Source organism: Microbacterium sp. zg-B96, from assembly GCF_030246865.1.
Taxonomy (GTDB): Bacteria; Actinomycetota; Actinomycetes; order Actinomycetales; family Microbacteriaceae; genus Microbacterium.
In genome coordinates this window covers 2,376,482-2,389,348 of sequence record NZ_CP126738.1, presented here as the reverse complement: position 1 = coordinate 2,389,348, position 12,867 = coordinate 2,376,482, and the positions used below count along the sequence as shown (strand labels likewise).

The window sequence follows — 12,867 nt, the reverse complement described above, 5'->3', positions numbered from 1 at the left end:
CGCCGGACAACCGGCCGCACGTCTCCCAGAAGGTTCCATGTCCAGCGACGATCCCTCGACCGCACCCGCCAAGCGCGACGCCCGCGAAGCCGTGCGCGAGAAGGCCCAGCAGGTGCACGCGAAGCAGACGCGAATGCGCCTCATCCGCCGCTCGGTGCTGGCTGTGGCCGCGCTCGCTGTCATGGGGATCATCGCCGGATCGCTGGTCTGGATCGTCTCCAGCAACGCGTCGCAGCCGCAGATGTCGCCCGCGAACGAGGTGGACAACGGCTTCGCGATCTCGTCGGTCTCCGGCCTCGACGACGCCGGGCCGCTCGAAGCCACCGAGGCGACCGACGAAACCACCGACCCGGCGCCGGCGGAGGTCGCCCCCGAGGCTGTGCCGACGCCCGCGAGCGAGTCGGCCGTAGACATCCGCGTGTACGTCGACTACCTGTCGGAGGGGTCGCGCACGTTCCAGATGACCAACATGGAGCAGCTGGCGACGTGGGTCAACGACGGCTCGGCGACGCTCACGTACTACCCGGTCGCGATGCTCAGCGCCAAGTCCAACGGCACCAAGTACTCGCTCCGGGCCGCCAGCGCCGCTGCGTGCGTGGCCACCCACTCGCAGGAGGCGTTCTTCTCGTACACCAACGAGCTGCTCATCAAGCAGCCCGAGGTGGATGCGGACGGGATGTCCGACAAGGAGCTCGCCGACCTCGCCCAGGCATCCGGTGTGCAGGATCCCAAGACGGTGCGCGCCTGCATCGAAGAGGGACGCTTCGCCGCCTGGGCGCGTGACGCCACCGACGGCGCTCTCGCGGGCATTCCCCACACCGACAATTTGGCGCTGACCGGCACGCCGACCGTGCTCGTCAACGGCGAGCCGTATGTCGGCGCGCTGGACGACCCGGCCGAGTTCGCGCAGTTCGTGATGACGCTCGCCAGCGACGCGTACTACCAGGAATCGGCAACCCCGACCCCCACGCCCACCGCCACGCCGTAATCGGCCCCGGCGGCGCTCGCCTGTCGCGCATTCCGCGGCCGGACTGGTCATGCCGCGCCCGCTCTTCGGCAGGTTCGGCGCCCGGAATTCGGCGGTGCGCGCGCACTGAGGGTCGTATGCTCACCGCATGAGCGACTTTCGCGGAATGTGGGGCTTCGGCTGGGGCTTTTTCCTTGTGGGTGTGATCCTGTACCTCGGGATGATCGCACTCGTGCTGTGGGTGGGGTACCTCATCGTGCGCACCGGCGTGAAAAACGGCATCCTGCTCGCCGATCAGGAGCGCGCCGCGGTCGCCGCCGGCCGCACCGGGCCGCCCGCGCCGGCCGGGTGGTACGACACGGCAGCGGGACGCCGCTACTGGGACGGCCGCAACTGGAGCGCACCGCCGACGACTGGGTGACGGCGGCTGGCGCACACTGGACGCTCTAGACTCTGTGGTGGCTTCGTCGGCGACGGCGTAGCACTGCCGGCTTGGCGCAATTGGTAGCGCACCGTACTTGTAATACAGTTCGGGGCGATATCAGAGGTTAGTGCGGGGTGTCAGACCCACTGCCCCCCGTACCCCCGACTGCTCCCGTCGTATCACTGGGCCTCTTCGCCGCTCGCTGAATTTGCGGGGTAAATGCGGGGTTCTACCCTAAGAACCCGCCTCTCCGTAGGGCTTCGACGCTTTCGTCCTGGGTCATGCGCCCGTGGGGGTCGATGCGGTCGATGTACGCGGTCGCGGCACGCATATTCTCCAGTCCGCGTTCATAATCGGCTAAGCGCTGCGCGCGTCGGCGAGGGACCGGTCTGCTTGTGTCCGCTACTGGGCGCTCTGGCCGCATCGCGTCGATCACCTCTGAGACGCGGAAGCGATAGCGGCTTCCGAGTCGGATGTGGGGCAGGTCTCCCCTCTGCGCCATGGAGTACACGGTCGAGCCCGAGCCGCAACTCAGCGAGCACCCACGGCGCCCCATACGTCTGCCGAGAGTCGGCATGGATGCGCCGGATCGTGGCCGTCAGTTCGCCGTCGGCGATGGCCCGCGCAGACGGTGGCCGCCTGGCCCAGTCGTAGTAGCCGGAGGTTGAGATGTTCAGGAACCGGCAGGCCACCGCGACAGGGACACCGTCAGCGGCGAGCTCCTGGACCAACCGGAACCCTATTTTGGGAGCACATTCTCCCGGGCGAAGTACGCCGACGCGCGCTTGAGGATCTCGTTCTCCATCTCCAGAACCCGCAACCGACGACGCAACTCGACGAGCTCCTGATGCTCATCGGTGGTCAGGCCGGGCTTGCGGCCGGAGTCGACCGCGTCCAGGTTCATCCAGTTCCGAAGACAGGATTCGCTGATCCCGAGATCACGGGCGGTCTGGCCGACCGGGTTACCCTGGGCGACCAGATCCAGGGCTCGACGCCGGAACTCCGGCGGGTGGGCAGCAGGCATCTCACGGACTCCTCTCTGAGACGATCATCGCCTCAACTCAGGTGTCCGGAAAAGCGGGTCAAGCTCCCTTGGTTTTCGGCCATGCGTGGATGCGTTGACTTAGCGCACCCATGACCTTGCCCGGCGTGAGTCTCAGAGCAGCGTTACGCAGTCCCACCGCTAGAGGGTTTGCAGCTTGCGCGACTCGGCCTGCCATGCGCGAGCGTTGCTGGATCGTGCTGGTTCGTTTCCGGCGGAGGTCGGAGTAGCGCGCGAGCATCGAGTCGAGTTCGTTGATGCCCGCATTGCGAAGCAAGAGTGCCAAAGTAGCGGCGTCTTCGATGCCTTGCCCTGCGCCTTGTCCGAGATTGGGAGTCATTGCATGGGCTGCGTCGCCTAGCAGAACCGCACGTCCGCGCACGAACGAGGGGAGCGGCTTCGCAAGGTCGTAGATGTCGTGTCGCATCACCGCATCCGGCTGGGTCGCGGTGATGCACTCTTGGATCGGATCATGCCACTGGTCGAACTGACGTTGAACTGCCTTGTACTCGTCGCGAAACACCGTGCCTGCTGCTGTGGTCAACGTTCCGAACCAATAGACATGATCATCTGGAAGAGGCACGATCCCGAAAAGCTGTCCGCGCCCCCAGCTCTCGCCGGCCTCTCCGTGAATATCGACAGGGCGGCTGGTGACTCCGCGCCAGGCGGTGTATCCCGCATAGTGGAGTCCGGCGTCCAAGCCGAGCGAGACGCGGTTCCGGCTGCGGATACCATCGGCGACGACTACGAGGTCAAAGTGCTCTGTCCGGGCGTTTACCGTGACATGCGGGGAGCCGTCAGACGCGACAAGTGCGGCGCTCCCCGTGCGCAGGGTTCCGGCTTGCAATTGTCCGGTGAGTGCTCGGTGCAGTTCGACACGGTGGACGCTGCGCATCGAAGCGACCGCGCTTTGAGGCACGGTGATGAGCCACGACCCCGAGGGGTGTCGCTGGCCGGACCGCATCGAGGCGATTGCTCCACTCGAAATGCTTCTGACCACATCGCCAAGGCCCAGCAAGTCCAGCGCCTCGAATGCGTTGCTGAAGAGAGTCAGTCCAGCACCGTCAGGGCTTGGCTTTTGCCTCTGCTCAAAGACCGTCACCTCATGGCCGTCAGATTGCAGCCCGGCAGCAGCCACGAGTCCGCCGATCCCTGCGCCGATTACAGCGATACGCATCACCACTCCTCACCTTCTACAAAAAGAGAGTCTCACGCCAGTACAGCGAGGAGCATCGCCTTGTCGGCGCGTCCGGTCAGACGATTCGCACTACGTGGGGGTACTACATCGCAGGCGCGTGCTTTCACGAGCGTGTTGACCACCACGCGGCCCATCACGGGGGCGGCGGTTCGCTGCATCGGTGCAACGGGTGCTGGGCCCCTGTGACGTACGAACACAACCGCCCCGAGTGTCATCGCTGCCGCGACTGGAAGAGTGTTGTGGCGGAGTTGGCGTTGAGGTTCCGGCTCGATGCAGTGCAGCAGGCGTGGGACGGTTTCCAGGCCGGGCTGTTCGCGAGTGAGGTCGGCGAGCAGATTGGGGTGGACCGCACGACGGCGAAACGGATGCTCGTCGCTGCCGGCGGCGTCCGGCCGCGACGCGGACGGGACCTGCAGGGCCGGTATCTGTCGTTCGCCGAGCGGGAAGAGATCGCGGTCGGCGTCGCGCGGGGCGAGTCGGTACGCGCGATCGCGAAGCGACTAGGACGCGCGCCGTCGACGGTGTCTCGGGAACTGTCCCGGAACCCCGTGCGTGGCCGATATCGGGCGTCGATGGCGCAGATGACGGCGATGGGGCGGGCGTGCCGGCCGAAGCCGGCGAAGCCGGCGACCAACCTGCGACTGCGTGAGAGAGTGGAGCAGGACCTGGCTAAGCGTCGACCGCCGGAGCAGATCGCCGGCCGGCTGAGGCGAGAGCTCCCCGATGATCCGGAGATGCAGGTGAGCGTGGAGACGATCTACCAGTCGCTCTACGTGCAGTCGCGGGGCGCGTTGAAACAGAAGCTGACCCGGCATCTACGCACCGGGCGCGGGCTTGCGTCATCCCAGTCGGAAGGTCGGGCAGCGCAAGAACCGGATCCCCAACATGGTCAACATCTCGGAGCGACCGCCGACGGCGAGTGATCGGGCCGTCCCGGGAAGCTGGGAAGGCGACCTGATCATCGGCGCGGGGAACATGTCTGCGATTGGCACGCTCGTGGAACGACATTCGAACTTCACGATGCTCGTTCACCTCCCCGACGGCTACAAGCCCGACCAGGTCGCCCCCGCACTGACCCGCAAGATCCAGCAGCTCCCGGTGCAGCTGCGCGGCGCACTGACTTGGGATCAAGGACCAGAGATGCGCGACTGGGAGAAGGTTCGCATCGATACCGGCATCGAGGTGTTCTTCTGCGACCCGCACTCACCCTGGCAACGCGGCATCAACGAAAACACGAACGGGCTGCTGCAGTACTTCCCGAAAGGCACCGACCTCGACGGGTTCACCGAAGGCCAGCTCGACGCCGTCGCCCACGAACTCAACGACCGACCCCGCAAACGGCTCGAGTTCCAAACCCCGAATGAGATCATCAAATCGGTCCTGTTGCGATGACCGCTTGAATCCGCCGATCGGCTATCGGGCAGTGCTCGACAGCCGGGACCCTGTGGGCGGGCACCGTTGCGCGCATGTCGCGTTCGAGTGCTCCACTATGCCCCGGGCACGACCGAGCGATGGAGCCTGTCCGATCTACGGACCTACGGGGCTGAGGATAAAGCGGCCATGGACGCCTTCACATGGAGCGCTCAGAGAAGTAGCAGCGGTTGGCGCGTCCCGCCTTCCGCGGCGAGTCGCTCTTCTCGCCGCTGAACGATCGTCAACGGCGTCACCACCGCATCCTCACCGCCCCCAAATTCGTTCGTTTCCATGTGAAGTCCTGTCAGTCAGCCGGCGAGACGATGCTCAACCGGTGTCGAAAAAAATCTCAGAGAGGGACGTCGGCAGTACCCGGAGACCTGGGCGGCTGAGGCTGAGGGGTACCCTCCCCTGGGTGCTGCGCGGGGTCGTCATGAGATCCGCCCGGTTCTGTCTCTGTTGGTTCGGTCGATGGTGAGCAGTGCTTGGTATGCCTCGGCGAACTCGCCGCGAATGGTGAGTGAGAGACGTGTGCTCTTAGTGATCGAGACCGCAGTGTCTTGGGAGATGGGCATGAACCCTCCGCGGTGTGCTGTGCTGATCGCTTCGCGGAAGACTGCCCATGCTTCGGCTTGCGGTAGGTCGAGGCGGCGATCGTCGATCTGGATGGTCGCGCGGTTGTCTTCGGTCATCGGAGGATGAACGCGTACTGCATCGTGCGCTCGAAGCTGTTCTCCTTGAGCGCGTTGAGGCGGTTGAGGTCTCGCACCACGTCGGTGAGTTCGGGCCGGTGCGCGGTGAACGCATCTTGGACGCTGCGCCATCCGTTCTCGATGGCGCGGCGGAAGATTGCGTGGGCGAGCGAGGTGTCGTTCTGCCGGATGGCGCGCTCGAGCATGGGCTGCGCCTGCTCGGGCTTGGCGATGCGGTCGGCTCGGTCCTGGGCGTCGCGGAAGGCGATGATGTCCGCGGCGGTGCGTCCGCTTGTGGAGTCGATGCGGCCCTGGAGTTCCTGGATCTTGTTGCTGATCAGTTGCTCTTCGCGCTGGCGGAGTTCGCGCAGGCTGGCGCGGTGGCTGTCGTAGCTGCGCTTCTTGGCGTCCTCCTTGCCGGTGGCGCTGAGGCTGGTGTCGCTTTCGATCTCGCGTGTCGCGTTGCCGTGGCTGCGCTGCAGTACTTTGGCGCGGTCGCGGAGGGTGAGGATCTCGTTCTCGAGTGCGTCGAGGGCCATGGTGTTTCCTTTCAGTGCTTTCGTCCGCTGGCGATGTAGGTGGTGGCGTCGTCTTTGTGGATGAGCCAGCTCTTGCCGGGTTTGGTTGCGGGGATCGTCTTGTCCTGGATGTGTAGTCGGATGGTTCGTTCCGCTTGTCCCGTCGCTTTCGCCAGTTGTTGTGTTGTCCAGTACTCACGTTCCTCCGATGCCGCTTCTTGCCGCGTTTCGTTGCCGGGTGCGGCATCGGGGGAGACTGCGAGCCCGACGCGGTACACGTTCACCAGCAGGGAGTAGAGGCGGTTGTTGCCCCCTGTGCGGTGCTTCAATCGGAGCTCGTTGAGGCGTGCGGCCTGCCAGAGGATGCGGGCATCAGATGCCGTGAGGATGATCACGGGCTCGTCGGGTAGGTAGGTCACGCGGCACCGCCCAGCGACTCGGTGCGACCGGAGTTAGCTCCTGTCATGGCGGGCCTCCGTCCAGTCGACCGATTCGCCGTGACCTTCCCGGGCGAGTTGTGAGTAGTACAGGGCGATCTGGTTGGCGAACTCGTGTGGGTTGTTCCATGCGAAGGTGAGGGCGTCGAAGTTGTACGGCTTGGGTGCTGGACGTCCCATGTCAGGCCACCTCGTCTGCGCGGATGTCACAGTCGATGCAGGTGCCGTCTGCGACCGTGCGGTGTGTTCCGGGAGCGCAGTGGACCCCGGGCTGGACTGTGCGCATGAAAACGGCTGCCGGCTGCCGAGCGGTGTTCGCCATGGCCCGCTTGCGTGCTTCACCGCATGGACGGCATGGCTGGTCTGTCCCGAGGGGGTGGATAGCGCAGTAGGGGGAGAGGGGGGTCAGGTCGCTGGCCCCTCCCTTCTTGTTCTCTTCCTTTCCCTTCGTGGCGGGATACCCCGCCACGAAGCCCGCCACGTCGCCCGCCAGGTTCCCCGCCACGTCGCCCGCCAGGTTCCCCGCCACGTCGCCCGCCGGTTTAGTGGCGGGATATCCCGCCAGGTCAGCGAGGATCACCCAACGTGTAGACCTTCCGACCTGGCGGGATGCCCGCTCGATGAGTCGGTTGTGCTCCAACGCGTCCAGCGCGTTGCGTGCGTCGCGTCGAGTCATGCCGACGTCCGCTGCGATGCTGTCAGCAGATGGCCACGCCTCGAGATCCTGATTCGCGTACTGGCATAGGGCGATGAGCACACACTTGCTCGCCCAAGCTCCGACCTGCCTATTGCCGCTGACTGTTGCGGAGAGTGCCCAGCGGGTGAGTTCGTCGATCGCTGTCACGCCTCCCCCTTTCAATATGTGGAGCAGGCTTCCGGGGGCCTACCCGTGTATCTAGCGCCGTGCCCGCATCGGCGGCAGGCATGTGATGGTGGGTGGCCCGAGACTGTTGGGCCACCCACCCGCGGGGCGTCAAACGTCTCGCTCTGCGAGTGCGAGGGTGACGCTGGGGTGCCGTTTGAGGGCGGGGGCAGGGGCCTCGCGGAGTTCTGATGCGGCGATAGTGAGTCGGGTCGCGAGCGCCAGGGCGAGGCTCCTGTCGCGGTCGAGTGCGATCTCACCGTCCGTGCCGAAGATGCAGAGCTTCGTGTTGTCTGTGGTTACTCCGACGATCTCCGCTGCCTCGTTGGCGTTCCAAGCGGCATCGGGGGTGATTTCTGCGGTCGCACCGCTGTGCGCCTTGGCGAACTCCAGGTACATGTTCTGCATGCGCAGGATCGCCGCTTGCAGGTCGAGCAGGGTGGTGTCCCCGACGTCGGGAACGTCGTACTCCGCCGCGCTAGACCAGTACAGGTACGGTTTGCCGGCTTCGATACCGAGCACGAACTCGAGGTCGATCTCGCCGCTGTTGACGGTGGCTTCTTTGCGGTGCCATTCGGGGTCGCGCGGGTCATCCGCGTTGTGGTCCTGATCGCACCAGTCGAAGGTTGCGCACGTCATGACTGCACCTGACCCTTCGTGTAGTCGATGCCGTGCATCCATGCGAAGGCGGTAACGATGTCTCCTTCGTGGACGACGTTGTTGAACGGGTCGATGAGCGCGACGTCGAGCCCGCGCACGCGTACCCGCATGCACTCTGACTTGGCCATGTTGCGGAGCCTTCCGATGGCTCGCCAGTGACCGGCTTCTTCGTCCTCGGGGGTGAGGGTCGGGACGACGAGGTAGCTGTGGTCATCATCGACAAGGATGACCTCGTGCTGACCCCAGTCGATGAAGAACTGGTTGGCGAGGGTCCCGGAGTACGGGCCGGGGAGCCGGCCGTGAGCGGGATGCCCGGGACGAATGGAGAGATCGTGCTCGACACGGCCGGGGTATGCCGCGACTCTCTCGACTACGAACCCTGTGGCGCCGACCTGGGGCACGCGCGAGTAGTTCGCGTGGCAGATGCGAGCGTTGATTCCGGACGCGATCAGCTCCGCGAGCGTAGTGATCATCAGGTTCTTGCGCCGCTCAACGAGGTCGTTGATCGGGGAGCGGATGTCGTCGAGCCGACTGCGAGCGCTTGACACGACGTCGGGGACGGGCCGTACGCTGATAGCGTCTTTCATGATCGTTCCTTTGGTAGAGATTCGGTCGTTGCCCCCAGCAGAGTTGGCGCTCTGAACCTGGGGGCTTTTTTCCGTTTGGGCGGGGCGCTGTATCTGCTGCGCGGTTGGCATCAGCACGTTTCCGCCAGGCCGTCGATCCACGCGAGCACGTCGGCCTTTTTGTACCTGCATGCCCGACCGATCTTCGTCACCTTCGGGCCTTCCTCATGCATCGCCCAACGGGCAAGTGTGGGGACAGAGATCTGCGTGTACTCGGCGACCTGCTGCCTCGTCGCCAGCGGCGGTAGATCGAGTGCCAATGTGTCCTGCGAGTGGGTGGCCATAGCCGGTCCTTACGGTTGTCGTGTTCAACAATCAATGTCGGTGACAACAACGTACCACGAGATTGCGCCGTGGAGCATAGGATGTCGCTCATGGCAAATATTGACGAGTCGTTCGGTTCATCAGTCGCGAAGGCGCGGTCGTTGCTCGGCATGAGCCAGAAGGAGCTCGCGAGCGCCCTGGCGGAACGCGGCATGAAAGTCGACGCCTCGGCGGTGTCTCGGATCGAGAAGGGGCAGAGGTCGGTCAGGCTGGCGGAGGCGAACGTGATTGCTGGCGCGCTCGGACGTGATCTAGGCGACCTGCTCGAGGCTTCTGGCACGCTGCAGGAGCGGTTGTTCGCGGCCTATGATCAGGTCGAATGGCGCACTACTGATCTCGCGGATGCGGCGTCGAAGTTCGTGCAGTCTCTCTTCGCACTTTCGAACTTGGTCCAGGGAAACGACGATCAGCTCGCGATGCTCAGGGACGAGGCTGTTGGTCAACCGACCTCGGGCCGCGATGTTCCACACTGGTACGCAACTTTGCTCGACGCTAAGCAGCTCGATCTGAAGCGTGAACGGGTGCGCCACGATCGATTCGTGGCGTACACCCACGCGGACGATATCGACGGTGTTCGGGCGGCGGTGAGCGCGGCGATCGAGCCGTCGTTGGTGACCTTCGCGGAGCTAGAAGCTCTGGAGGAGATGGGTTCCGGGACGCGATCAATTCTCGACACGATCTGGACTGGCAATGTTCTTGGGGGTGGTCATGATGCCCCGCCCTCGGACGCCGCTGAGTAGCTATGGCGCGATCCGCGCCGTAGAGGTAGCGCCGGGCAAGTGGCGGGCCCGGGCGCGATACAGGTTCGACGACGGGAAGTTGCGCCAAGTCGAGCGGTTCGCCCCCTCCCAAGCGAAGGCCGAAACGGCGTTGCGGAAGGCGCTAACGGAGGTGCAAGCGACCTCTGCGAGTGATGTGAAGCGGGAGACTCGCATCCGTGACCTCGGCGAGCGGTTCCTCGCGTCGAAGGCCGGCCGGGCGCCACGCACGGTCGAGACCTACGAGCATTCGGTGCGCAAGGTCATCGTGCCTCGGATAGGCGACCTGGCCGTGTCGGAGGCGTCCTCTGAGCGATTGCAGCGCCTGCTCGACACGATCACCCGTGAGAACGGTCCAGGGGAGGCGAAGAAGGCGCGCGCTGTGCTGTCCGGAATGATGGGCCTCGCTGCCCGATCCGACGCGGTGAAGACCAACCCTGTGCGTGAGCTCGCTGCGATCGAGGCCAAGGCTGTTGGTGCGGTGCCGGTGCCGCTGGCCGAGTTGCCGGGGCTGCTCGAGAAGGTGCGCGGCGACGAGCGGTTGCAGGCGATGGACATGGTTGACCTCATCGAGTTCATCGCCGGCACCGGCGTTCGCATCAGCGAGGCGGTCGCGCTCGATTGGGCAGACGTGGACCTGGACGCGGGTGTCGTGACGGTGCGGAAGTCGAAGACGACGGCGGGGGAGCGGCGCATCACGGTCCCTGCTCGCGTGCTCGGTGTTCTGTCTGCTCGCGAGCGGAGTGACGGCCCAGTATTCCCCACGCCATTGTTGAAGCGCCGTGACCGGCGCAACACCGCGGCGGAGTGGCAGGAGGCGCGCAAGCGCCTGGGGCTCCCCGACTACACGTTCCACAGTTTCCGGAAGACGGTGGCCACGGCGCTCGATCAGGCGGGCCTCACTGCGCGCGACATCGCGGAGTACCTGGGGCACGCGAACCCCTCGCTGACGATGAACACCTACATGTCGAAGACGGTGGGCGGTAGTCGCGCCGCGGACGCTCTAGACTCGGTGATGACGAAATGAATGTGCGGGGTTTGTGCGGGGTGGGTTACCCCCGAACTGCATGAGGCACCCGCAGAAGCCCGGAATCCCGGGCCTAGCCGGCTTGGCGCAATTGGTAGCGCACCGTACTTGTAATACGGGGGTTGCAGGTTCAAGTCCTGTAGCCGGCACCCCTCCGTTGGCGCTCGTGATGGCTTCATGGCCGCCCACCGCGAACCGCCGTCGGAATTCAGGCTGTCGAGCAGATTCGGCCCCGAAATCGCCGGGTTCCCGCCCCTCAGCCTGAATTCCGACGCCCGGGGTCGCGCGCCCGGCCCGCGCCCGGCCCCGCGGCCGTGGCCGCATTCAGCCGCCGCCGCACCCGACCCCGTGCCGCAACGCGGAGATCCGCCGAAATGCGGTCCCTCAGCGCCCAGGCATCCGCAGCCCGGCAGATCTCCTCACCCCGGCAAACCCGCGCCCACCCCGCGCCCGTCCTCCATGAGCCACGACGGGGCCAGGGCCGGACTCAGGCCGGCGTGCCGGCTCCGCGGGCGTGGGCGACCATCGCGTCGAACGCGGCATCCAGAGATGCGTTCACGCGCTGCTCCTCCGGGTGCGCGTCGTAGAACTCCACGATGCGCCGCGCGCCTTCGTCGAAGGTGATCGTGGTGCGGAACTGCGGCACCAGCCGGGTGACCTTGGACACGTCGAACGTCACCGAGTGGGCCTTGTCGCCCAGCAGGGTCGGGCCGACTTCGGGTGCCCACGCGGCGACCGTCTCGCTCGCGACGTGCACGAACTGCGGGTCGGTGACGCCCGCGGCATCCGCGAGCCAGCGGTAGATCTGGTTCCAGGTGGGGGCGTGGGTGCCGGTGATGGTGAATGCGTCGCCGATTGCGGCCGGATTGCCCAGCAGCCCGGTGAAGGCGACCGCGAAATCGTCGGCGTGCGTGATGGTCCACAGGCTGGTGCCGTCGCCGTGGATCACGACGGGCTTGCCGGCCCGCATCCGGGCGATGTCGGTCCATCCGCCGATGGTCGGGATCTTCGTCTGGTTGTAGGTGTGCGACGGGCGCACGATGGTCACCGGCAGGCCCCGCGACCGGTGCGCGTCGACGAGCAGCTGCTCGCACGCGATCTTGTCGCGGGAGTACTGCCAGAACGGGTTGCGCAGCGGCGTGGATTCGGTGACCGGCAGGTACCGCGGCGGTTTCTCGTAGGCCGACGCCGAGCTGATGTACACGTACTGCCCGACGCGGCCCTCCACGGCGGACAGCACCGTCTCGACATGCTCGGGCACGAACGACAGGAAGTCGGCCACCACGTCGAACCGCTCATCCTTGACGGCCGCGCGCAGCGACGCGGCATCGCGGACGTCGCCGATGATCTGATGGACGGATGCCGGCAGCTCCCAGTCACGGGTGCCGCGGTTCAGGACGGTGGCGTCGTGACCGGCGGCGGTGGCGGCGCGGACGCACGCGGTGCTGATGGTGCCGGTACCGCCGAGGAAGAGAAGACGCAGGGAGCTCATCTGTCCGACCCTAGCCAGCCGCCCCACCGGCCGCGAGCAGCTCGCGCCATCGGGCCGGCACGCGGCCTCGGGGTCCGGGCGACGGCTGGTCGTCGGGCCTGCTCGTCGGCGGCGCGAGGGGAGGACCGGTGAACGTCTCCTCGGTGAGGTAGTCCCAGAACCAGTCCTCGCCTGGTTCGAAGCTCTGCACGTAGCGGTGGCCGGAGCTGTGGAAGTGGGCCGTGGCATGTTTGTTGAGGGACGAGTCGCAGCAGCCGATGTGCCCGCACACCGCGCAGCGCCGCAGATGGACCCACCAGCTGCCGGTCTCCTCGCACTCGACGCAGCCGGTGCCCGACGGCGGCACGGTGGGATCGATCTGTGACTCGGTCATCAGCGCCCTCCAGACGGTCCGCTCACGCCTGGAACTCTACGCGGCGGCCCTCAC

The 12,867-nt window shown here is 65.9% G+C and carries 17 protein-coding genes, 1 tRNA gene and 1 pseudogene; 6 read left to right on the top strand and 13 right to left on the bottom strand.

Annotation, left to right across the window (positions count from 1 at the left end):
• Positions 1-37: 37 nt before the first annotated feature.
• Together QNO11_RS11135 and QNO11_RS11130 are read left to right on the top strand one after the other, a co-directional pair.
• On the top strand, positions 38-988 hold the full coding sequence (locus QNO11_RS11135; protein WP_257508212.1) for a DsbA family protein: 951 nt from the start codon (positions 38-40) through the stop codon (positions 986-988).
• A gap of 127 nt (positions 989-1,115) precedes the next feature.
• Complete coding sequence (locus QNO11_RS11130) at positions 1,116-1,388, top strand: hypothetical protein (RefSeq protein ID WP_257508213.1); 273 nt, start codon at positions 1,116-1,118, stop codon at positions 1,386-1,388.
• 232 nt (positions 1,389-1,620) lie between these two features.
• Here QNO11_RS11130 and QNO11_RS16285 read toward each other — a convergent pair whose 3' ends face one another.
• From QNO11_RS16285 to QNO11_RS11120, 3 genes are all read right to left on the bottom strand, one after another.
• Positions 1,621-1,947, bottom strand: coding sequence for a helix-turn-helix domain-containing protein (locus tag QNO11_RS16285; RefSeq protein ID WP_350338708.1), 327 nt, complete (start codon positions 1,945-1,947; stop codon positions 1,621-1,623).
• Between the two features lie 183 nt (positions 1,948-2,130).
• The gene (locus tag QNO11_RS11125; protein WP_257508214.1) at positions 2,131-2,415 is read right to left on the bottom strand and encodes a transposase; all 285 of its coding nucleotides are present in this window, start codon (positions 2,413-2,415) and stop codon (positions 2,131-2,133) included.
• 58 nt (positions 2,416-2,473) lie between these two features.
• Positions 2,474-3,610: an FAD-dependent monooxygenase gene (locus QNO11_RS11120; RefSeq protein ID WP_257508215.1), complete on the bottom strand. Its 1,137-nt coding sequence runs from the start codon at positions 3,608-3,610 to the stop codon at positions 2,474-2,476.
• 260 nt (positions 3,611-3,870) lie between these two features.
• Between QNO11_RS11120 and QNO11_RS16310 the strand changes: the two are divergent.
• A pseudogene (locus tag QNO11_RS16310) lies at positions 3,871-5,023 on the top strand (IS30 family transposase).
• A gap of 452 nt (positions 5,024-5,475) precedes the next feature.
• On the opposite strand, the gene QNO11_RS11105 reads toward QNO11_RS16310, so the two are convergent.
• From QNO11_RS11105 to QNO11_RS11070, 8 genes are all read right to left on the bottom strand, one after another.
• Positions 5,476-5,736, bottom strand: coding sequence for a hypothetical protein (locus tag QNO11_RS11105; protein WP_257508218.1), 261 nt, complete (start codon positions 5,734-5,736; stop codon positions 5,476-5,478).
• Entirely contained in the window at positions 5,733-6,275 is a 543-nt protein-coding gene (locus QNO11_RS11100) for a hypothetical protein (protein WP_257508219.1), read from the bottom strand. Before QNO11_RS11100 ends, QNO11_RS11105 begins: the two co-directional genes overlap by 4 nt.
• 11 nt (positions 6,276-6,286) lie before the next feature.
• Entirely contained in the window at positions 6,287-6,673 is a 387-nt protein-coding gene (locus QNO11_RS11095) for a helix-turn-helix domain-containing protein (RefSeq protein WP_257508220.1), read from the bottom strand.
• Between the two features lie 33 nt (positions 6,674-6,706).
• On the bottom strand, positions 6,707-6,871 hold the full coding sequence (locus QNO11_RS11090; RefSeq protein ID WP_257508221.1) for a hypothetical protein: 165 nt from the start codon (positions 6,869-6,871) through the stop codon (positions 6,707-6,709).
• Between the two features lies 1 nt (position 6,872).
• The gene (locus QNO11_RS11085; protein ID WP_257508222.1) at positions 6,873-7,535 is read right to left on the bottom strand and encodes a helix-turn-helix domain-containing protein; all 663 of its coding nucleotides are present in this window, start codon (positions 7,533-7,535) and stop codon (positions 6,873-6,875) included.
• A gap of 129 nt (positions 7,536-7,664) precedes the next feature.
• On the bottom strand, positions 7,665-8,192 hold the full coding sequence (locus QNO11_RS11080) for a hypothetical protein (protein WP_257508223.1): 528 nt from the start codon (positions 8,190-8,192) through the stop codon (positions 7,665-7,667).
• Complete coding sequence (locus tag QNO11_RS11075) at positions 8,189-8,800, bottom strand: hypothetical protein (protein ID WP_257508224.1); 612 nt, start codon at positions 8,798-8,800, stop codon at positions 8,189-8,191. The genes QNO11_RS11080 and QNO11_RS11075 overlap by 4 nt, the downstream gene beginning before the upstream one ends.
• Positions 8,801-8,910: 110 nt before the next feature.
• The gene (locus QNO11_RS11070) at positions 8,911-9,123 is read right to left on the bottom strand and encodes a helix-turn-helix transcriptional regulator (protein WP_257508225.1); all 213 of its coding nucleotides are present in this window, start codon (positions 9,121-9,123) and stop codon (positions 8,911-8,913) included.
• Positions 9,124-9,213: 90 nt separating this feature from the next.
• Between QNO11_RS11070 and QNO11_RS11065 the strand changes: the two genes are divergently transcribed.
• The 3 genes from QNO11_RS11065 to QNO11_RS11055 all read left to right on the top strand — a co-directional run bounded on the left by QNO11_RS11065 (position 9,214) and on the right by QNO11_RS11055 (position 11,097).
• Entirely contained in the window at positions 9,214-9,903 is a 690-nt protein-coding gene (locus QNO11_RS11065) for a helix-turn-helix domain-containing protein (protein ID WP_257508226.1), read from the top strand.
• A gap of 175 nt (positions 9,904-10,078) precedes the next feature.
• Complete coding sequence (locus tag QNO11_RS11060) at positions 10,079-10,948, top strand: site-specific integrase (protein WP_257508227.1); 870 nt, start codon at positions 10,079-10,081, stop codon at positions 10,946-10,948.
• 76 nt (positions 10,949-11,024) lie between these two features.
• A tRNA-Thr gene (locus QNO11_RS11055) sits at positions 11,025-11,097 on the top strand.
• A gap of 338 nt (positions 11,098-11,435) precedes the next feature.
• Here QNO11_RS11055 and QNO11_RS11050 read toward each other — a convergent pair.
• Entirely contained in the window at positions 11,436-12,440 is a 1,005-nt protein-coding gene (locus QNO11_RS11050; protein ID WP_257508228.1) for an SDR family oxidoreductase, read from the bottom strand.
• Between the two features lie 10 nt (positions 12,441-12,450).
• The gene (locus QNO11_RS11045) at positions 12,451-12,813 is read right to left on the bottom strand and encodes a UBP-type zinc finger domain-containing protein (protein ID WP_257508229.1); all 363 of its coding nucleotides are present in this window, start codon (positions 12,811-12,813) and stop codon (positions 12,451-12,453) included.
• Positions 12,814-12,867: the final 54 nt, after the last annotated feature.

What these genes read in the sequence shown, in the direction of transcription:
- QNO11_RS11135 (WP_257508212.1), top strand. Translation starts at nt 38, where the DNA reads ATGTCCAGCGACGATCCCTCGACCGCACCCGCCAAGCGCGACGCCCGC.
- QNO11_RS11130 (WP_257508213.1), top strand. Translation starts at nt 1,116, where the DNA reads ATGAGCGACTTTCGCGGAATGTGGGGCTTCGGCTGGGGCTTTTTCCTT.
- QNO11_RS16285 (WP_350338708.1), bottom strand. Translation starts at nt 1,947, where the DNA reads ATGGGGCGCCGTGGGTGCTCGCTGAGTTGCGGCTCGGGCTCGACCGTG.
- QNO11_RS11125 (WP_257508214.1), bottom strand. Translation starts at nt 2,415, where the DNA reads ATGCCTGCTGCCCACCCGCCGGAGTTCCGGCGTCGAGCCCTGGATCTG.
- QNO11_RS11120 (WP_257508215.1), bottom strand. Translation starts at nt 3,610, where the DNA reads ATGCGTATCGCTGTAATCGGCGCAGGGATCGGCGGACTCGTGGCTGCT.
- QNO11_RS11105 (WP_257508218.1), bottom strand. Translation starts at nt 5,736, where the DNA reads ATGACCGAAGACAACCGCGCGACCATCCAGATCGACGATCGCCGCCTC.
- QNO11_RS11100 (WP_257508219.1), bottom strand. Translation starts at nt 6,275, where the DNA reads ATGGCCCTCGACGCACTCGAGAACGAGATCCTCACCCTCCGCGACCGC.
- QNO11_RS11090 (WP_257508221.1), bottom strand. Translation starts at nt 6,871, where the DNA reads ATGGGACGTCCAGCACCCAAGCCGTACAACTTCGACGCCCTCACCTTC.
- QNO11_RS11080 (WP_257508223.1), bottom strand. Translation starts at nt 8,192, where the DNA reads ATGACGTGCGCAACCTTCGACTGGTGCGATCAGGACCACAACGCGGAT.
- QNO11_RS11075 (WP_257508224.1), bottom strand. Translation starts at nt 8,800, where the DNA reads ATGAAAGACGCTATCAGCGTACGGCCCGTCCCCGACGTCGTGTCAAGC.
- QNO11_RS11070 (WP_257508225.1), bottom strand. Translation starts at nt 9,123, where the DNA reads ATGGCCACCCACTCGCAGGACACATTGGCACTCGATCTACCGCCGCTG.
- QNO11_RS11065 (WP_257508226.1), top strand. Translation starts at nt 9,214, where the DNA reads ATGGCAAATATTGACGAGTCGTTCGGTTCATCAGTCGCGAAGGCGCGG.
- QNO11_RS11050 (WP_257508228.1), bottom strand. Translation starts at nt 12,440, where the DNA reads ATGAGCTCCCTGCGTCTTCTCTTCCTCGGCGGTACCGGCACCATCAGC.
- QNO11_RS11045 (WP_257508229.1), bottom strand. Translation starts at nt 12,813, where the DNA reads ATGACCGAGTCACAGATCGATCCCACCGTGCCGCCGTCGGGCACCGGC.